Annotated in this window: 19 protein-coding genes and 1 pseudogene; 12 read left to right on the top strand and 8 right to left on the bottom strand. The window is 58.6% G+C overall.

What is annotated here, in order from left to right; translation table 11 throughout:
* Positions 1 to 156: 156 nt before the first annotated feature.
* Entirely contained in the window at positions 157 to 411 is a 255-nt protein-coding gene (locus ACZ9DP_RS03600) for a type II toxin-antitoxin system prevent-host-death family antitoxin (protein ID WP_476200288.1), read from the top strand.
* Positions 411 to 845: a PIN domain-containing protein gene (locus ACZ9DP_RS03605; RefSeq protein WP_476200290.1), complete on the top strand. Its 435-nt coding sequence runs from the start codon at positions 411 to 413 to the stop codon at positions 843 to 845. The genes ACZ9DP_RS03600 and ACZ9DP_RS03605 overlap by 1 nt, the downstream gene beginning before the upstream one ends.
* A 519-nt stretch (positions 846 to 1364) precedes the next feature.
* Here the strand turns inward: ACZ9DP_RS03605 and ACZ9DP_RS03610 are convergent.
* The 3 genes from ACZ9DP_RS03610 to ACZ9DP_RS03620 all read right to left on the bottom strand — a co-directional run bounded on the left by ACZ9DP_RS03610 (position 1365) and on the right by ACZ9DP_RS03620 (position 3722).
* The gene (locus ACZ9DP_RS03610; RefSeq protein WP_476200291.1) at positions 1365 to 2234 is read right to left on the bottom strand and encodes an NAD(P)H-binding protein; all 870 of its coding nucleotides are present in this window, start codon (positions 2232 to 2234) and stop codon (positions 1365 to 1367) included.
* Between the two features lie 46 nt (positions 2235 to 2280).
* The gene (locus tag ACZ9DP_RS03615; protein ID WP_476200292.1) at positions 2281 to 2550 is read right to left on the bottom strand and encodes a YciI family protein; all 270 of its coding nucleotides are present in this window, start codon (positions 2548 to 2550) and stop codon (positions 2281 to 2283) included.
* 281 nt (positions 2551 to 2831) lie between these two features.
* Entirely contained in the window at positions 2832 to 3722 is an 891-nt protein-coding gene (locus ACZ9DP_RS03620; protein WP_476200294.1) for an alpha/beta fold hydrolase, read from the bottom strand.
* 119 nt (positions 3723 to 3841) lie between these two features.
* Between ACZ9DP_RS03620 and ACZ9DP_RS03625 the strand changes: the two genes are divergently transcribed.
* Positions 3842 to 4432 carry a CGNR zinc finger domain-containing protein gene (locus ACZ9DP_RS03625; RefSeq protein ID WP_476200296.1) on the top strand — a complete coding sequence of 197 codons (591 nt, stop codon included), beginning with the start codon at positions 3842 to 3844 and terminating at the stop codon, positions 4430 to 4432.
* 911 nt (positions 4433 to 5343) lie between these two features.
* Here the strand turns inward: ACZ9DP_RS03625 and ACZ9DP_RS03630 are convergent.
* Positions 5344 to 6018, bottom strand: a complete 675-nt coding sequence (locus tag ACZ9DP_RS03630) for an HAD family hydrolase (RefSeq protein WP_476200298.1) — start codon at positions 6016 to 6018, stop codon at positions 5344 to 5346.
* Positions 6019 to 6291: 273 nt separating this feature from the next.
* On the opposite strand from ACZ9DP_RS03630, the gene ACZ9DP_RS03635 reads away from it, so the two are divergent.
* The 3 genes from ACZ9DP_RS03635 to ACZ9DP_RS03645 all read left to right on the top strand — a co-directional run bounded on the left by ACZ9DP_RS03635 (position 6292) and on the right by ACZ9DP_RS03645 (position 7894).
* Positions 6292 to 6696, top strand: coding sequence for a response regulator (locus ACZ9DP_RS03635; RefSeq protein WP_476200300.1), 405 nt, complete (start codon positions 6292 to 6294; stop codon positions 6694 to 6696).
* 455 nt (positions 6697 to 7151) lie between these two features.
* Positions 7152 to 7316, top strand: a complete 165-nt coding sequence (locus ACZ9DP_RS03640) for a hypothetical protein (protein ID WP_194730532.1) — start codon at positions 7152 to 7154, stop codon at positions 7314 to 7316.
* Positions 7313 to 7894: a BA14K family protein gene (locus tag ACZ9DP_RS03645; protein ID WP_476200302.1), complete on the top strand. Its 582-nt coding sequence runs from the start codon at positions 7313 to 7315 to the stop codon at positions 7892 to 7894. Before ACZ9DP_RS03640 ends, ACZ9DP_RS03645 begins: the two co-directional genes overlap by 4 nt.
* Positions 7895 to 9344: 1450 nt before the next feature.
* On the opposite strand, the gene ACZ9DP_RS03650 is transcribed toward ACZ9DP_RS03645, so the two are convergent.
* Positions 9345 to 9578 carry a hypothetical protein gene (locus ACZ9DP_RS03650; protein WP_476200304.1) on the bottom strand — a complete coding sequence of 78 codons (234 nt, stop codon included), beginning with the start codon at positions 9576 to 9578 and terminating at the stop codon, positions 9345 to 9347.
* Positions 9579 to 9716: 138 nt separating this feature from the next.
* Here ACZ9DP_RS03650 and ACZ9DP_RS03655 point away from each other — a divergent pair.
* Positions 9717 to 9881 (top strand): annotated as a pseudogene (locus ACZ9DP_RS03655) (IS110 family transposase); the annotation flags it as partial.
* Between the two features lie 381 nt (positions 9882 to 10262).
* Here the strand turns inward: ACZ9DP_RS03655 and ACZ9DP_RS03660 are convergent.
* The 3 genes from ACZ9DP_RS03660 to tauA form a co-directional block, all read right to left on the bottom strand.
* Positions 10263 to 11048 (bottom strand): ABC transporter permease subunit, encoded by a 786-nt coding sequence (locus ACZ9DP_RS03660; RefSeq protein ID WP_476202193.1) that lies wholly within the window; start codon positions 11046 to 11048, stop codon positions 10263 to 10265.
* Positions 11049 to 11113: 65 nt separating this feature from the next.
* Positions 11114 to 11902: a taurine ABC transporter ATP-binding protein gene (locus tag ACZ9DP_RS03665; RefSeq protein ID WP_476200306.1), complete on the bottom strand. Its 789-nt coding sequence runs from the start codon at positions 11900 to 11902 to the stop codon at positions 11114 to 11116.
* A 61-nt stretch (positions 11903 to 11963) separates the two neighbouring features.
* Positions 11964 to 12980, bottom strand: coding sequence for a taurine ABC transporter substrate-binding protein (gene tauA / locus ACZ9DP_RS03670; protein ID WP_476200308.1), 1017 nt, complete (start codon positions 12978 to 12980; stop codon positions 11964 to 11966).
* A gap of 476 nt (positions 12981 to 13456) precedes the next feature.
* Between tauA and ACZ9DP_RS03675 the strand changes: the two genes are divergently transcribed.
* The 5 genes from ACZ9DP_RS03675 (at position 13457) to ACZ9DP_RS03695 (ending at position 18998) form a co-directional block, all read left to right on the top strand.
* Positions 13457 to 13930, top strand: a complete 474-nt coding sequence (locus ACZ9DP_RS03675) for an Hsp20 family protein (protein WP_476200310.1) — start codon at positions 13457 to 13459, stop codon at positions 13928 to 13930.
* 86 nt (positions 13931 to 14016) lie between these two features.
* A complete protein-coding gene (locus ACZ9DP_RS03680; protein WP_476200312.1) occupies positions 14017 to 14523 on the top strand; it encodes an Hsp20/alpha crystallin family protein in 507 nt (168 codons plus the stop codon).
* Positions 14524 to 14586: 63 nt separating this feature from the next.
* The gene (locus ACZ9DP_RS03685; RefSeq protein ID WP_476200314.1) at positions 14587 to 14985 is read left to right on the top strand and encodes an NADH dehydrogenase ubiquinone Fe-S protein 4; all 399 of its coding nucleotides are present in this window, start codon (positions 14587 to 14589) and stop codon (positions 14983 to 14985) included.
* Positions 14986 to 15670: 685 nt separating this feature from the next.
* A complete protein-coding gene (locus ACZ9DP_RS03690) occupies positions 15671 to 17017 on the top strand; it encodes a Do family serine endopeptidase (protein ID WP_476200316.1) in 1347 nt (448 codons plus the stop codon).
* Between the two features lie 886 nt (positions 17018 to 17903).
* Entirely contained in the window at positions 17904 to 18998 is a 1095-nt protein-coding gene (locus ACZ9DP_RS03695; RefSeq protein ID WP_476200318.1) for a glycosyltransferase family 4 protein, read from the top strand.
* Positions 18999 to 19008 lie beyond the last annotated feature (10 nt).

Genomic DNA, 19008 nt, shown 5'->3' on the forward strand with positions numbered 1-19008 from the left:
CCGTGATGTCCTTGTGAACAGCGCCCGGTAGGGCCGGATCTAACGCGGCCGCCATACCATGTTAAATCGGTGGGAGCCGTTCTGGGCCTTTAAAGCTTGCAATACGCTCGCTATGTTCTAATGTGTCAACATTAAGTATTCGCGAGGAGTGTTGCCATGTCAATCACAACCATATCGAGCCGCGAATTTCAGCAAAACGCCAATCAGGCGCAGAAGGCGACGCGCCAAGGGCCGGTGTTCATCACGAACCGGGGAAGAACAGCGCAGGTTCTGCTGAGCATCGAGGACTATCATCGTCTTACCGGGAAAAGGCAGAATATTGCGGATCTGCTTGCCATGCCTCGACTTGCTGACATTGACCTGGAAATTCCGTCGCGTCTTGAGCGTGCGGCGCCGGTGGACCTTGATTGATGTTGTTGCTGGATACAAACGTCATTTCCGAACTGCGCAAGGTTCGGCTTGGCAAAGCTGATCCCAATGTTGCGCGGTGGGTCGAAACGCTGGAGACGGCAACCCTTTTCATATCGGCAGTCACAATTCATGAGCTTGAAATCGGTGTTTTGCAAAAGGAACGCCGCGATGTGGAACAGGGCACTATTTTTAGAGGCTGGCTTGAAACGCAAGTTTTGCCGGCCTTCGAAGATCGGATCCTGGCGGTGGATAGCGCCGTCGCGAGGATGGCGGCCAGGTTACACGTTCCAGATCCCCAACCGATCAACGATGCGTATATTGCGGCAACAGCTCTTGTCCACGGCATGACGGTCGTAACGCGCAACGCCGCTGATTTTGAGCCGACTGGCGTGAGTATCCTCAATCCTTGGAACCATGCACACCACACTTCCTAGTTTTCCGTCCACCTACGGAGGCGATTACATGGCACATAAGGCGGATCTGAACGGGGCTTATATGATATCCGCGGACAATTTGGATCTTACGCGATTGTCACGGACAAATCGCTTGCGGCAGCGCTGCGACAAGATGAGCTTGGCTAAAGCCAGTCGAAAGCTAGGCGGAACGCAACTCCGTTTGGCGCTCGATCGAGTATCTGCTGAGCAGGTTGCAAAGCCCCGCCACCGCGTAGTTGGCAGCGATACCGGCCACGACGCCGCCTGCGCAAGCGGTCCTTCGCGGGCCGCTTTGCTTCTCGGACTTTAATGCCATGCGTCCGCCATTCATGGCAAGGAACAGAGGTGCGGGATCAGGGGAGCGCCCCTTTGGCTATCTACGGCACAATGCCGGTGTCGACTAAGTCCTTCCTCTAAAATTTTGGTCGTGTCTGGGTGGGTATGACGGGTTGCGATGTTGAGTGATCCGGCAATGACGTCCTTGAGACGATCGCATCAACCCTCCCGTCATCCGAGACATTAGGTACCCCAAGAGACCCGCGATCTTACCAGTTCAGAAATGTAGGTCTGGAGACTGATTGATCCTCGCGAAGGAGATCGGGGCAGTTCGAGACGATCAACCGTTGCGGCCGTCATCCTGGCATAGGCTCGCGCGGCGGTCTCTGAAAAGCCCATGCCCCGGAAACTCGTCTCCCAGTCCGCTCGCTCGATCGTTTTTGCGTTGACGGCAGGACCGAGAGCGTTGGCGAAGGCGATCGCTATGTCGTCGAACGAATACCGCTCCGGTCCTTCGACATATCGAATGCCGATCTCATCGAGGCCGGTTGTCAGACGCCTGGCGGCGGCGGCACCTAGATCGCAAGGCACGACCATCGGAATCTTGAGGTCGGCCGGAAACATCGTCGGGATCGTGCCTTCCCGGGCGCCGTCGAGAAGCATGTCGAGATTGGTGAAATAAAACGCGCCTCGATTGATTGCCATCGGGCTTTTGGAGGAGCCGACACTTGTTTCGAAGTTCCAGAGCACGGAAAGATCGCCGATCACGTTGCCGGGCTGTGCACCGTAGGTGGACTCGACAAGGACCTTCTCCAGACCCGATCCCTCGACGGCTTCGGCGATACTTGCCGCGGTGCGATTTTCCTCGGCATCGGTGTCCATATCGATGGGCGCCGGGGAATTGAGAAGAAAAGCGCGACGACCACGGCGAAACACAGCGCGAAGTGCTGGCGTATCGCCAACGTCAATCACGGCGATCTGCGCGCCTTTTGACTTCAGAGAGGCCGCCTTTGCGGTGTCCCGCGTGACGGCGGTAACCTCATGCCCTTCGTTCAAAAGGGTTTCGGCAACGACCGATCCGATGTGACCTGTTGCGCCCAGGACAACGAACATTCTTCCTGCCTCCCAAGAGCGATGTGCGGTCAACTTGATCCGCGACTTACTTCGGTTGCTCCAACGGCCATACTTCCACGACCCCTTGCGCGACAGCGCAGGGTGTCCACGAAACCATGTCGATTGCGTCTTGAAGGCTGTCCGCTTCGATGACGGCGAAGCCGGCGAGTGGCAGGGGCGATTGCAGAAACGGCCCTTGGGTCGTTTTGATTTTCGCGACAGCGTGGTTTCGGACCTGAACCGGGGAGCCGGCGATCCCCATCAGGACCCCTTTGTCCTGAAGTTCCTTGTCATGCGCGTGAGCCTTGTCGCGCACCGCCGCTTCAGTACGGTCATATCCCGCCTGATCGCCTTATCCGATGGTGATGAATTTGGGCATGCGGATATCCTCCTGGATCGTGGATGCTAGCTAAAGACGGCACGCTCGGCGATGTTCCGCAGACCGATCACGCACCGCTCCCCTCAAAGCTGCACCGGTCTCACATTGGCGGGGCTCATCAAGCGCTGGCTCGGCTATCCGGAGCGGCAGGTAGGCCAACCCAGAAAACCGATGATGCCCGCCACGGTCATGCTCGCGATGCCGTCGCTTGGAGGAATCTAAGCTCGCCCCGCGTCCACGTCGAGCATGAAGCGGCTCACAAGAGCCGCGCATTCTCTGTGATGGGTTTCCAACAGCTGGTGTCCGCTTTCGAAGACGTGGATTTCCAGCGCATCAAGGATGCGGTTGTATGCCATGATCTCGTTGATATCAAAGAAGGGGTCGTGCCTGCCCCAAAGCAGAAGGCACGGCGGCTGGTGCTCGCGGTGGTAGGCCCGTATGGCCGGGAAACGCTCGATGTGCGACCCGTAGTCGGAGAAGATCTTAAATTGGATGTCGATGTTTCCGGGCCGTGAAAGGCGCTCCCAGTCGAGATGCCAGCCCTCTGGAGGATAGAGACGCATCAGGCGCTCCGGCTGTTCTCCGATATACTGGTAGCGGGTTGTCTCGAAATTCATCCAGTCGGGAAGCTTCGCCCTATTTTCCTCGGTGGGATCGGCAAAGAACGCCTTCGGAGCGTCCCAACCTGGCCCCAGCCCCTCGTCATGGGCATTGCCGTTCTGGACGATCAGGCCACGGATGCGGTCCGGCCGGCGCGTCGCGAGATGATAGCCCACGGGCGTGCCGAAATCGTGGACAAACAGGAAGAACCTCTGGAGGTCCAGAGCAGCGAGGAACGCGTCGATCGTGTCGGCAATGTTATCGAACGTGTAGTCGTAAGCATCGGCGGATGGCGCGGAGGAGTAGCCGAAACCGGGCAGGTCCGGGGCGACGACATAGGCGGTTTCTGCCAATGGCTCGATGAGGTTGCGATACATGTAGGACGACGTCGGGTAGCCATGCAGCAGCAGGATCGCCGGCATGTCCGGGTCTCCAGCATGCCGGTAGAAGATGTCCAAGCCTTGGACATTGACGGTCTCGTGGCGGGTCTTGTGGCGATAGTTTGGCATCTCTCATTTCTCCTTCTCACGCTTTGACAGGAGCATCGTCTGGCATCGAAACCGGATATCGCTATAATAGCGGTTACGAACCTTGTAACCGGATAACACGCAAAAAGAGGTTATGTTCCGTGGCGAGCACGCAGACGAAACGGGTGCAAGAGCACTTCATTGGCGGGCATCCCGCCCTCGACCTCGCGAACGCCGTGTTCAACCGGAGGGTGCCCGAGCCCGACAACGAGCTGCTCAAATCTGCCCGGGACATCGGAAACTGGCTCAAGGCGTCCGGGCTTGCCGGCGCTCGCAAGGCCGAAGCGGTCGCCGGGATAGGAGGCGAGCCTTTCGTGGAGCGGATCCATGCGATAAGGGAGGCATCGGCTCGGATCTTCGGATCGATTGCCGCGAAAGAGCCGCCCGCGACGGAAGCGTTGGGCTTCCTTTTCGAGTGCGCAGCAAGCGGACTTTCCGGCGGGGCGGTGGGACTGAACGGCACAAGACCCGACCTGGCCCTTGCCCGGTGGCGGGACCCCGACGCCGTTTCCGCCGTCCTTGCCATGCTCTCGATCGAAGGCTTCTTCACCTTGCCGCGCGAAAGGTTGCATTCCTGCCCCCGTTGCGGCTGGTTGTTCCTGGACACGTCGCGCGGCGGCAAGCGCCGCTGGTGCAGCATGCGGACCTGCGGAAACCGCGAGAAGGTCTCGCGCCACAGAGAGCATGAATAGAACGGCTTCGTCCGCGACGAGGCGTGGCGGTCAAAACGCACATGCAGCGACGAGGACGCCCACTCGTCAGTCAACCATTCGTCCTGGCAATGTCGCTGCCAAACCAAACCCGCCCGAGTTACGGGCGGGTTTGGGAGGACGTCACAGATTTTGCCGCTCGAAACCGAGCGAGAGTGAGCGGCGTATTCGCGTATTCGCTCGGCGTACTTGCTTCATAAATGTGCAAAGCGGCTCTGAGTTCCGATTTTTATGCCGTTAAATACCTCGCCTTGTGTTCCGAGAGGCCGCTTGGAGGAGCGTCGCCCCTTGGTTTGAGGTGCCCGGAATTTCATTAAATCCTGGGACGCATTCGCGCTATCATGGCTTGGTTCAGCCGCTTAGGGCCGGCTGGGAGATGACTGACACTCCCTGCCTTTGTCTGCGGGGTGGGAATTGGGCGTGCTTTGTGATTTCGCGATTTATGTTGACGACCTCGAGCACTCCAGGCGATCATCACCGATGCATTCAATGAACTGAAATTTCTCCAGATCATCAAGGCTTTGTGACGCGGGTCGTAGACTTCTATACTCACGGCCACTCCCGCAAGGAAATCCTCGAAAGTCTTCGGGTGGAATTCAGAAAATCCCTTGATCACGGGACCGGCGGCCCCGTCGATGACTAGCCACTTAGGCTGCAATGAGATGTACGACGGGGCGAGAACCAAACGGGTCTTGCCTGATGAACGAGAATACGATGGTCTGGCTAGCTTCCTCGACGTCAAAGCGCCGGATGACAAACATTGATTGCGCCGGGGGAAGTCAGGCGATGAGCGCTTCGTCCTGATATGTCCGGCGTCCGTGTATCCACCAACATCGCCAACATAATAGCTGTTGCGATCTGCCTGGGTGAGGTGCCAACGGTGGCGGAGCTACCTATCGCCGCCCTCCCACTTCGTCGACATGATAGAGCAGATCGGCAGGATCCTCGTATACCCGGATCGCTCCAGCATCCCGGAGTTCCTCGCGGCCGTAGCCTCCACTCAGCAACCCGACGCCGAGCGCCCTGCATCGGGTAGCCGCCAGCATGTCCCAGATACTGTCCCCGACAACAATGGATTTTTCGATCGCAACCCCTAAGGCCTCGGCCGCAGCGACAAATAGATCCGGATCCGGCTTGGCATATTTCACCTGATCGCGTGTGATCACGGGAAACGATCCCGGATCGACGCCAAGTGCCGCTATATTGACTGCGGCGGTCTCCATACGGCCGCTTGTTGCAATCGCGTAGGGGATATTCTCACTCGAAAGCCATTGAAGGAGTTCGCTCGCCCCAGGCAGCGGTTTTATTTGCGCTCCCAGTCGGCGATACGCGGCCGCATGAAGCTGACGCAACCGTTCGTTCTTCTCGTCAGTAATCTCGATCCCGGTTTCACGAAGCAACTGATTGGTGAATAGTCCCCCGCTCATCCCGATCTTTCTATGGATCCGCCAGATGGATAGTTCGATGCTCTCGGCCTCGAGTGCTTCTTTCCAGGCTAGGACGTGTTGGTAAACGCTGTCGACTAACGTGCCGTCGAGATCGAAAAGGAAAGCGTGTTCTATCCGCATTTTCCATACCTCTTCCATTGTACTTGTTCGATTCGAGCCATGAACTTAGATGGGCAGACTCGATTGTTCGGCAAGCGCCAATAAAATGGCAATGGTCGCGGGGCTTCTTGTCGCCAGGGACAGCCGCTAAAGGCGCTCTGACCGAATATCGCGGATGGATGCGATTGCAGGGCAGCAAACGCCCTGCGCTCGCATTTCGATACGACAGTTCAGTGGAACCGTTTCATCTATCGCGCGTTGCCGAGCGAGTCTTTGCTTTCCGAGGGATGCCAGATGCAGCCGATCACAATATTGCTCGTCGATGATGACGCTTCGGTGCTGCAGGTCTTCCAACACGTGCTCACCGACGCGGGATTCGAGGTGCATACGGTATCTGACGGAAGGAAGGCCATGCAGTATCTGGGCGCGGCCGATCCGCCCGTGCAAGGGTTGATCTCCGATATCCGGTTGGGAGACGGGCCGGACGGCTGGGAGGTGGCCCGCGCTGCGCGCGAAATCGCGCCGGGGATGCCTGTCGTTTACACGAGTGGGGACAGTTCCGCCGAGTGGGCATCAAAAGGTGTTCCGAAGAGTGTCATGCTTCAGAAGCCATTCGCCCTCGCGCAGCTGGTCACCGCGATCTCGCAATTGCTCAACGAAAGCTCGATGGCGCCTGTCGACAAAGGGCTCGAGGAATGATCGTCGTGTCATAGAGTTCGGTTGCGTCACACCCAACAGAAGGATCCAGTGCGCACCAGGTTCGAATTTGAATGCTCGCCCCGGAAGAGAGTCGCGCGACTCGACTCCATCTGGAGGGCTCGAAGAGCTCGAACTTCCACAGGTCGCGAGCTCCCATTATCAGCTTTCCGCATCTGCGGCAGACGCATCGCCAGGCGCCTGCGTCCAGCTTCCCGGCGGTTGGATCATGCCATCTCCTTCGATCTCCTGCCTGTGTCCGCGACCGCAGCGCCTTACGATCCGCAAATAGCGCCAGCAACGCACATTGAAGTGGGTTTCAGACCAAAGGCCGGGGTCTGTCAGACTGAGGTCCTGGGGCGTGGAACGACCCCTTACCCAGGTCGTTCGTTGGCAGCGGTCACGAAAGGCCGCCCCCCGGCGGTGCCCTCCGCCGCCAGGGCCGAGGAGAAGGAACAATGATCTATTCCGAAGAGAAATCCAGTGATCTGACCGTGCCGCTCGCCATCCTGCTGGCAAGTGCCGGCATTCCGGCGGCGCCTTTCGCCACCAGCGGCCGACATAGGAGTACCGCCGGGCGCGTCTGGTTCCACAGACTCAATAGCAGGGGGTCGGGAAGATGAAAGCCATCGCATCCATTGTTTTCGGAATCGTCAGCTCGGTCGGGGCGTGCGTAGCCGCCGCATCTGTCGCGTCACACGTCGTGGGGGGTGCCGAACCTCATGCTTTCAATGACCTTGCAGCCGGTGATCTATGGACGACGAGGCCGGTGAAAGTCGATCCTCGGCAGCAGCGCTATGAACGAATTCCGCCTCTCTATTCGAGCTATGTCACCGAAGCGTCGGCGACTATGACCTCAAGAGCGAGGCCGGATTCCGCTCGCCCGTCAACCGAACGTCAGACAACGCAACCAAAACTTTCGACCGAACACCTTGCTTGGTGTGCGGAACGCTACCGCTCCTTCAATCCCGCGACCAATAGCTATCGATCCTATAGCGGTGAGACCCGCGAGTGCTTTTCGCCGTTCCATCGAATTGTCGCCGAAGCTAATGAACGCGTCGGCACGAAAATGAATACACAGGCGGCAGCCCGGTGCGCCGCTCGATACAAGTCGTATCGACCGGAAGACAATACGTATCAACCATGGGAAGGGCCGCGGCGCAGCTGCGACGCGTCGGACCTCGTCGCGACGAGCAACTGATCACCGGCGGTGATAGCGGGGTGTGGAGGGCGGTTGCGTGCTCGATAATAAAGAGGTCCAGAGGCCCGCTCGTCATGGGGTCAGTCGATCCGGCGTCGAAGAGCTGCTGTAAAATGCAGCCTGAAAGCCAAATCTTTACGGTGGCTGGAACGTGCAGCCGTTCGACGAATGCCGCAGGTGCCGTTCAACTGGGCGATGGTCGAGCCGCTCACCTCAACCGGCGACATGGCGAAGTGGCCGCCGCGTGCCTATCGTCGGTATAGAAATTGTTGCAGGCTGGCGCTGGGAGCCCGCGGATCAACCGCGGGCTCCACTCCATCGGGTGAGTGGCTACTTTGAGGTCTTGTGGCTCTGCTGACCCGCTTTGACATGCTGTTCGCGAGAACCGCCCTGCTTTCCGGACGAAGAAGACTTCGAGGGCGAGGAGCTGGATGCGCTCTTTTCGCCCTTGCCTGAGCTACTTCCCTGCTTCTTTTCAGTTGATGCCATTAGGTGTTTCCTCCATCGAGACCGTGATCGGTCACGCTGCCAAACGTCAGTCAGCGCTGTCTGTTCCATCATCGATCCTGTGACGCGTGCCGACAACGCAACCGCACGGGGCGAGCCCATAGTTACACGTCACTTACCCGGCCATGACCAAGAAAGTGGCCCTCGGAATGATGCACCACTCGCGTTGATGCTCCTGCCGTTGCGCGTCAAGACGAGCCGACGAAGTCGTTTTCACTTCCGTACGCGCTGGCGCCGCTCCTCGTCTGATGCTCAATTCGGATGTGATGTTCGGAACAAGCCGATGTTCTCGCTGATCAGCCATCGAATGCGATCCTACGCTTCTTCGAGGAAGCCGGGACAGCGAGAAGAGCGACGTTCGATTGTTAACACAGAAATTCGCTGTGGCGCCGTGCCCGGCCGTGCCGGAGGCGCAGCCGGCGATATCGAGGCCGATCCTTTGAGGATGGCGAGAGGGAGAGAGGTCCGAACGCGGCGCCAGACTCCAAAATGCTTCCAGTCGCTGGCTCAGGCCTTGCGGGTCGTGGCGGAGCTCGCCGCCTCCAGATATCCGCGCGTGCTATTGGTAAGATCCAAATGCGCCGGTGCCGGGAGGGACGATCTCAGGCAGGTCTTGATCGGAAACCCCAGTAGCTTCACCTCACTATGCAGCCTCGATATCGGTCTGCGAAAAATCCTCGCCGATGAAGAGCAGCGGCTCGTCTGCGCGCTTTGCGAGGGCGAGAAGCCCGCCGTTCCGGCGAGGACAGCGATACGCCAAGCAAGCGTACCCTTTTTCGCGGCGGGAAGATCGGTTTCGTTGCCCATCATCGCTCACGTCGCCGATCGCAGCCAAGCGCCGGCCGGCCAGTTCGGTAGGCTCGGCATGCAATAGACGCTGGGGGGCGGACGAAATTCGGATGGAGCCAACGCCGGCCGCCGTCGCCTTGCTACGATTCGATGCTCACTCGGCGGCCTGCGATAGAGAAATGATATCGGCTTCCGGTAAGGCAACCCGCGCCAGAAATTCGAAGTCGTCCACCATGTGGTGGACATCCGATCCGGTTCTGGCGACCGTCCAATAGTCGCGGCCGGCGCCGAAAACTGTTGAAATTTGCACGACTTCCCAGGCGCCTCCGGTTTCCCTGCGTCTCGCCCAGTAGAAGCATTCGGGCTCCAAGGCCAACAACTCAAGCATCCGCGAACTCCCACATTGCCCAACTCGCATGCTACCATTGAACCGTGCACCGGGCCGAAGTCCTACTGAGTGCCGGTACCCCACCGGGCGGTGACCATACATGAGGATCCCTCGGCTGTCATCGGCGTTGATGCCTGGGCGATCGCCAACGCCAAGATCAAAGACGGACAAGATCGATGCGACGGTGCTGGCGCATCTGCTTCGAGCCGGCCTGGTCCCGGAAGCCTGGGCACCGAGCGAAGGCCCGAGAGCTTCGCGCCGCGCTCCGTGAGCGGATGTTACGTGCGGCTACGCAGCACCGTCGATCCGGCGACCACCGGCGTTCCTTGCGAAGATTGCCCACAAGTTCCGGTTATCCGCATTCATATTTCCAGCGGCAGCGTGAGCGATGCAGACCCGGCAAGCGTCCTGCTGCAGCTCTCGGCGGATACAATCTGACCCCTGTGAACCATCAGTCAATTCCTGCGTTTTTGAGGTCGGTTAAGGTGGAAGCGCCGCCAAGGCAGTAAGCTCTCTGAAAACTAATCCGCCCAGATCCAGATGAAAACGACCGGCAACGCAATCAATGCCGCCCAAGCGAGCCAGAACGCTCGTGGCCAGCGTTTTTGTGACGGGCGGTCCGAATGATCCGGAATATCGTCTGTCATTCCGTGGCTTTCTCACCCGCTGTCCGTCTATGCTTCATCAAAGTTTCCCCTTCCAAGGCACGAGCAGAGCCTCCAAAAACCGGATCGCGGCGGAAAATGCGAAAGCGCAGATGGCGATAATGCCGATGCCAACGAAGACGACGTCGGTTGCGAGGAATTGGGAGGCCGACATGATCATGAAGCCGATACCGCGTGTGGAGGCGATCAACTCGGCAGCGACAAGGGTTCCCCAGCCGATGCCGACGGCGATTCGCACTCCAGTCAAGATTTCAGGCAGTGCCGATGGCAGTACGATATCTATGAAAAGCTGCAGGCGGCTTGCACCCAGCGAGCGGGCCGCGTTGACGCGCTCGATCGGCAAGGAGCGGACACCGGCCTGGGCCGATAGGCAGATGGGAGCGAACATCGCGAGCACCAGCAACGTGATTTTCGATGTTTCGCCAATGCCGAGCCAGATGATCATTAAAGGTAGATAGGAGAGGGGAGGAAGCGGCCAGTAGAACTCGATTGGCGTATCGAGAATGCCCTTTGCCCAACGATTGAGCCCCATCAGTAGCCCCAGCGGAATGCCCGCGGCAACCGCGACGATCCCGGCAACGACGATGCGGAACAGGCTGGCGCGAATATGCTCGAACAGAGACGCACCCGCATAACCATCGCGATAGACGACGCTGATCTGAGTGAGGACCTCGTCAGGCCGCGGAAGGAAAAGATGTGGAACGAGACCGAGTTCTGAGACGAGCCACCAGAGAACGACAATCGCCACTCCCGTTGCGATGCTGATCGAAACCGTCGGCTGTTCGCCGACGCCGAAACTCGCCATTTTCACGACCTTGACCTGCGGCCTCGCAAGCACAGTGGCGAGTGATGACGTATCTGTTATCTCGCTCACGCGGCGCTCCTGAAATCGTCGCTTCGATGAAGAATGCTGCGGATCTCCTCGCGTAACTCCGCGAACTCCGGCGAGGCCTTGATGGAGCGGGCATCGCCGGTTTCGGCAAAGCGCTTTACGAAGTCGAGATCGAAATGCGCTATGACGCGGCCCGGCCGCGGCGACATCAAGAGCACCTGAGTGCCGAGAAACAGCGCTTCTTCGATCGAATGGGTGATGAAGAAGACTTTTTTGGCCGTTTTCGCCCAGACAGAAACCAATAGTTCCTGCATCTGCTCCCGCGTCAGGCTGTCGAGCGCGCCGAAGGGCTCGTCCATCAACAGGATGTCCGGATCGGTCGCGAGAGCACGCGCGATTCCGACGCGCTGGCGCATGCCGCCGGAAAGCTCGTAGGGAAAGGATTTGGCGAATTCGGCAAGGCCGACGAGGCGGAGCAATTCCAATGCCAGGTCATTTCGCGCCTGCCTCTTGACGCCAGCGAACTTCAAACCGAGAGCCACGTTTTCGACGACGGACGTCCATGGAAGAAGCGAATCCTTTTGGAATACGACGCCGCGATCGGCGCCAGGGCGCTGGACGGCGCGGCCATCGAGTGTGATCGCTCCTTCCGAGAGCGGAAGGAACCCTGCGATGGCGTTGAGAAGGGTGGACTTGCCGCACCCCGAAGCGCCGAGCGCGACGACGAAACCGCTCTCGGGGATATCGAACGATACCCGATCCAGCGCATGAACGGTTCGGCCATCGCGGGCGGCAAAGAAAACGCTGGCACGATCGACTTTCAGCATCGGTCATTTCCATAAGGTTCGACGCCGGCGCACCGGATTGCGCGCCAGCGTCAGGGAGGGATCAGTTCGTGGCGTTGTTCAGCGCGTCGGCGGTGACAAAGTTGTTGTAGTTCGGCAGGACCTCCGACACTTTGCCCTGTTCTTTCAGGAAGGTTGCGGTGTCCTTGAGGATCTTCGCCGCGCCAGACTTCTCGCCGCCGCCAAGCCAGGCGTCGGACGCCTGCACCTCTGGCGTCAAGAGCGTCAGGTTCTTGAGAGCCGCAGCCTGCTGTTCAGCGGTGCCCCCCAGGAGCTTGGCAAGCGACTTGGCATTGTCGCTATCTGGACCCCATGCCGCCTTGTCGGCTGCGAACGACGCATAGTTCTTAGTGATGACCGAAGCGAAGCTCTTCAGGAATTTGGGATTGTCTGCCGCAAATTGCGATGTCGCCACCCAGGCGGAGAAAGTCGGCGCGCCCTTGTCGGCGACATCCTTGGATGTAACGAGCACCTTGCCGTTCTTCTTGAGTTCGGTCAGCGCCGGATCCCAGACGAAGCCGCCGTCGATGTCGCCGCGGTTATAGCTCGCAACGATCTCAGGCTGAGGAATTGCGAAGACCTGAACATCCCTCTCGGACAGGCCAAGTGATTTGATAAGCGCGAGCAGTTGATAGTGATCGGTGGAAACCGGCGCTGCTGCAAGCTTCTTGCCCCTCAGATCATCGAGGCTCTCAATGCCCGCGTCGTTGCGCACGACCAGCGCTTCGTCGATGCCCGAGATCGACGAGAGGTAGAAGGCCTTGACCTCCAGCCCGCGTGAGGCCGCGGCTGCAAACGGGCTCGAGCCGACATAGCCGATCTGTACGTCACCGGAGGCGATGGCGGCGAAGATCTCGGCGCCGGAATTGAATTTGCGGAAGTCGATTTCGTATCCGGTCTCCTTCGCAAAGTCGCCATTGGCGATGGCCACGGACGAGGGAAGGGCGTCGGTCTGATAAGCCACGACAACCTTCCTGTCCGCTGCATCAGCAGCGGCAGCTGCGATGGTCAGGCTGCCAACGCCGATCACGACTGCGGTCAGTAGATTTTTGATATTCATGTTGATGCCCCTTTTTGCCCTGGCCTTCGCGCCGAAGAAATTCACGCTCAAAGCGTAGCGTCGGAGAAAGGCAAGGAAGAGAAATACCAAACTATAATTATAGATTATGGGGATAAATATTTATCGTCGTTTTGGCGCCTGCTAACATTCTTCATGTGAGTTGCGCGTTGGCGCCATGCCGCGACTCGCTTGCATTCGGTCAAATACTCCGTCGTAACCGATGTAACCGCAGGCTTTGCGGATTGTTCTATGGGTGTAGCGTCCCCCACGACCGGGCCAAAACTCTTCCAAACTTGGTCGCCGCCGCAGGCCGTGCGACAAAAATATCACACTTCCTCTTGCATGCCCTTGTCTTCGAATTAAATTTATAGATGCCCGGTCGCCCAGTAATGGGGCCGGCTGAGTCAAGGAGGCGTCAAGACGTCTTCGGCTTGGCGCTGTCTTGTATCCATGTTGCTTCGAAGGAGGATATGGCTATGAGAAGCACTTTCGATTTCTCCCCGCTCTTCCGGTCGAGCGTCGGCTTCGACCGAATGTTGAACGCGCTTGAGGCTGCGAGCCAAACGGTGCCAGCAGAAAACTGGCCCCCGTACGACATCGTGAAGTCCGGCGAGGACGACTATCGTATCGTCATGGCAGTGGCCGGCTTCTCGCAAGACGATCTGAGCATCACTCATGAGCAGAATATGCTGATCGTGTCGGGCGAAAAGGCTGACAACGATGCTATCCAGTACCTGCATCGCGGCATACCAAGCCATATGTTCGAGCGTCGCTTCGAGCTTGCCGACTATGTCAAGGTCACGGTAGCCAAGCTTGTCAATGGTCTGCTGACGATAGACCTGAACCGCGAAATCCCCGAGGAGATGAAGCCGCGCCGCATCGAGATCGCAGACGAAACGGCACTCCAGCAGGGGAAGGTGCATCAGATCGACGCCGAGGCGGCTGCTTAAGCACCCCAAATCCAGCGTTGCAGGCAGGTGCCGGGCAATCGCCCGGCACCAAGAGTGATTTCTGCGAACAGAAAGGAGAATTGGATATGACCGTCCGTGACTTGATCCCGTGGAGCCGTAACAATGGCTCTAAGTTTCCCTCACTGATTGGCGACAAAGCGCACAATCCATTCCCGTCGCTGCACCGTGAAATGAACCGGCTGTTCGATGACGTGTTCCGTTCCTTCGACAGCCGTTCCGGCTTTGGCAGCTTACCATCCCTCAACGGCGGCTGGCCGAATGTCGAGATCTTCGAGACGGATGAGAAGATCAAGGTGGCGGCCGAGCTGCCCGGTCTTGAGAAAAAGGACGTCGAGGTCCTGCTGGACAACGGCGTGCTGACGCTGAAGGGCGAAAAGCGCTCGGAAACCGAAGTTGGAGAACGGCAATTCTCGGAGCGCTACTACGGCCGCTTCGAACGTCGGATACCGCTCGGCTGTGAGGTCGAGGAGGACAAGGTCGACGCAAGCTTCCGCAATGGCGTGTTGAGCGTTACGCTGCCAAAGACCGAAAAGGTGCAGTCGCAGGTCAAGCGCATTGCGATCAACAGCTAAAGCACGCTTCAAAGCCAGCGGCATCCTAAGGGGCCGCTGGCTGTCCTTCGCCAACTGGGAGGGATGAACGATGCAGGACCTTACCTCGCAACTCGCCAACAAAAATCCGCGCTAAAACAGGCGCTGCCTGATGATGGCCTGGCCGCCATCCCCTCAACCGATGTCCAAACAGACACCCGGGCAGCGGGGCTCTCGCTGTTTCCAGATGATGCCCTTGCGCACATCTTCAAGCCGGGCCGCAGTGTGATGACGTCTGGTTCGGCCCCCGCCAAGGGCTGGTGCCTTGCGTTCGAACGCCGACGGGCGCGCTTCATCGAACCGTTGATGGGCCGGACGGGCGATAACGATCCGCTGACGCAAGTCGAACTCCACTTCCCGACATTGCAGTCGGCCATACGCTATGTGCGGGGTTTCCGGGAGACTCCAGGCCCTCTTGTCTCAACGAGTTCGAGCATCCATTGATGAAACCATCCGTAAAGGAGCGATGCTAAACGCGCAGCCTTTCAACAGGCGATCGGCATTCGACATCGTCAACAGCATTGCCGTTGTCGGTCTTGCCCTGTCACCCGACATCTTGGCTATTGCGTCGAGATCTATGCAGCGTGTCGTGCATCGTCGGCGCTGTCATCGCCCTTGTTGCGCTTGCGGTCAAGTCGTTCATCAAGCAGCGGAATGGGCGATCCTCATTTGGTATTTGGGCTCCGCGGTGAGCCTCGGGTTCTTGGCTTTTCAGCGCTGACGACCACGGCGTTTGGTTCATGTTGTTGCCGCGTCGTCGCCGGCACTGCGGCCGGTGCGGCGCTGTGGTTGTGCAGCCATTGCCCTGGTCCACTGCGTAGCATGCTGACAGGCCCGGATTTCCCCAGGGCCTGCCTGAGCAGATAAGTCAACGAAAGCAAGATTTGGCACTCGGCAGTATCGAGTGCTAAATTTTTCATCTCAGCCTCTTGAAACCGATTTGATCCCAAACCAAATCGTTTTTCCGCATGGCCGAGAAGGTCAACCTTGAAGGCAGTTTTGTCTAAACGGAGCGAGATGGCGTTCCGTTAGGGCGGGGGCGGCCTGACCCCGATTGTCGCCTCGCGCCGGGACGACAACAGTCGGTGGCGGCGCCAACAGGAGGATACGAGAGAGGCGAGGGACGAGGATGACTGCGTATTCGACCTTTGCAGCACCGGCAATTGGTGCGTTCGTTTCATTCTTAATGGTTTTGGTCCCACTGCCGGCCTTGCCGGCCGAGCCGCAAACGGGGTCCGTTGCCGCCAAGGCGGGCAGTCTTGCCGATGTACTCGATGAAGTGACGCCGGCCGTCGTCAACATCGCCGTAAGATCTGGAACCCCCGGGGAAGCCAATCCTCTTTACAATGATCCTTTTTTTCGCCGCTACTTCAACCTTCCCGACGCGCAGCCGCGGATGAGCGCCGGCTCCGGCGTCATCGTCGACGCTGCAAAAGGCTATATCCTTACCAACCACCACGTCGTCGCGGACGCCGACCAGATCATGGTAACGCTGAAGGACCGCCGCCGGCTTTCTGCAGAGCTGATCGGGAGCGACAAGGCGACCGATATCGCGCTGCTGAAGATTAGCGGTGACAATTTGACGGCGCTGCCCTTTGGCGAATCCGACAAACTGCGGGTCGGCGACACCGTCGTTGCAATCGGCAATCCGTTCGGGCTTGGCCAAACCGTCACGTCAGGGATCGTGAGCGCACTTGGACGAAGCGGCATCAATATCGAGGGTTATGAAGACTTCATACAAACGGACGCATCAATCAACCCGGGGAATTCCGGGGGAGCCTTGGTGAGCGCCGAGGGCCGCCTGGTCGGGATCAATACTGCAATCATCGCGCCGGCCGGCGGAAACGTCGGCATCGGGTTTGCCGTCCCGATTGCGATGGCCTCAGCGGTGATGAAACAGCTCATCGAGCACGGCGAGGTGCGCCGTGGCCGCATCGGCGTTGCCATCCAGGATTTGACCCCTGATCTTGCACAGGCGCTTGGAATTGCCGACACCAAGGGCGCAGTTGTCAGCAGCGTCGAGGAGCGCTCGCCGGCTGCGGCTGCCGGGTTGCAGGCCGGCGATGTGATAACCAATGTCGGCGATCACGCAATCGCTGGCTCAACCGATCTTCGCAACCGGATTGGCCTTGCCGAGGTAGGCTCCGAGATCGCACTTACCTATCTGCGCGACGGCGCGCGCAACACCGCAAGGTTGCGCATCGAAGCCGAGCGCGGCGCAGCAAAAGCCCAGATGCCTGATCGGTTGGAAGGCGCGCGATTTGACGAAGGGTCCGGCAGTGTCTCGGTGGCCAGTGTCGAGGAAGGCAGCCCAGCCGCGCGTGCCGGACTTCGCCCCGGCGATCTGGTCGTTGCCATCAATCGCAAGCCGGTCTCGACAATCACCGATTTGAACGCGGCGATGGAAGGAGCGACTGAAACGATTGCGCTCGAACTCGTTCGCGGCGGTCAAAAACTCTTCCTCGTGATCCGCTGAGAGATCACAAGGGTTCGTGCGACATGTTCATCGGTTGGAAAGAGATGAGAAGATCTGCTCGACGGATGATTGCAAGTTGGAACGGTAGTGTCCAGTCTGGCGTCAGTTCCGGCGCTTTCTCGGCGATCGTTTGTCGGCCTGACTGGCTTTTGGCTGACAACGGTGCACCGGAGCAGTCGATCCGCCCGGCCGCGTTTCCAGGTTCAAGAGCACTCAGACAAAGAATTAGCACTCTTGGCATGAGAGTGCTAAAAATTAGCGCTGCGGTTCTTGAATTGCCGTTTCGCGCATGACATTTTTTCGAAATGGCGCTCACAAGGCGGCGGCATTGGTTCCAACGGATAGGTTGGAGTTGATGATGAGGAAGGATAACGGCGAAATATCAGCTTCAGGATTCGAGCACGCAGCAGAAATCGGTCCGCCCCGTCTGCTGCATCTTCGGGTACATTTTTCCGATCCTGGTGACGTATTGAGAGCACCGGGTCTCACTCACGCCGATAAGCGCGCAATCCTCGCTTCTTGGGCATCAGACAGGTTTGCTATTGAATCGAACCCGGCGCGGCGCTGGCTTCCGAGCGGTCCGCGGCCCCTAAGCTATGATGAAGTCAAGTCAGCGCTCAAATTGCTCGACAGTGACATAGATCCGAAAAGCGCGCGTCACGCGGCTGTGAAATCTGCACCGAAACGACCACAGTCTCATCACGCCCTTGCCGGCATTTTCGATGCCGTCTCGGCTGACGCTATGCAATGTCGCCACAACCACCAACACGAGAAAGGAGATCGTGCCTGCCAACCACCCTGAACTGCTGCCACTGACATATACGCCGCGCGTCTGCGGGCGTGGTTTTTACCGCCGATTCTCTGCTCACATGAGGAGGTTTTGTCGATGAAGATCGCTCAGATAGCACCACTTGCAGAACGAGTTCCGCCGAAATTCTACGGAGGAACGGAACGGATCGTCTCGTACCTGACAGAGGAACTCGTCCGGCAGGGACATGACGTGACCTTGTTCGCCAGCGGCGATTCCCTTACGTCCGCTAAACTCGTTTCCTGCTCCGACGTCGCTCTTCGTCTCCATACCAGCATCAAAGACCCTTTGCCGTACCAGGTAGTGATGTTGGAAGAAATCCGCCGGCGCGCTCAGGATTTCGATGTGTTGCATTTCCACATTGATTTCCTGCATTTTCCGGTGATCCGGGAATTTGCTGATCGGACGGTCACAACGCTCCACGGTAGACTGGATCTGCCCGACCTGAAGCCCTTGTACAGAACGTTCCCCGACATTCCGCTTGTGTCGATCTCAAACGATCAACGCCTGCCAATGCCCGCCGTTGATTGGGCAGGGACCGTCTATCACGGGTTGCCCACCGATGTCCTTCCGTTCGCCGAACGTCCATGCGGCGGATATCTCGCTTTCCTCGGGCGAATTTCACCTGAAAAGCGTCCTGACATCGCAATCGAGATTGCAGCGCGCGTGGGTATGCCGCTCAAGATCGCCGCCAAGGTGGATACCGTCGACCACGTCTATTGGGACGGCGTCATCAAGCCGATGGTCGAGATGCATCCAAATGTGGAATTCATCGGCGAAATCAACGAGCATCAGAAGGCTAGCTTCCTCGGCAACGCCAGTGCTCTTCTTTTCCCGATCGACTGGCCGGAGCCCTTTGGGCTGGTCATGATCGAAGCCATGGCCTGCGGGACGCCGGTGCTGGCCTTCCGTCGCGGGTCGGTTCCGGAGATAATCGAAGATGGCGTTTCGGGGATTGCCGTCGATAGCGTTGCGGAAGCCATTGAAAATATTGAGTGGCTTTTGAAGCTTGATCGTCGGCAGGTCCGCGCAGCATTCGAGCGCCGTTTCACTGCAGAACGCATGGCCAGGGATTATCTGGCAATCTATCGAGGATTGCCTGGTGTGCGCTTGAAAGCTGCGCCGCTACGCCGGGCTGCCGGAGGGACTACCGAACTACAGGTTGTCGCATAGGAGGATCGGT

The organism is Rhizobium sp. USDA 4016, assembly GCF_056279705.1.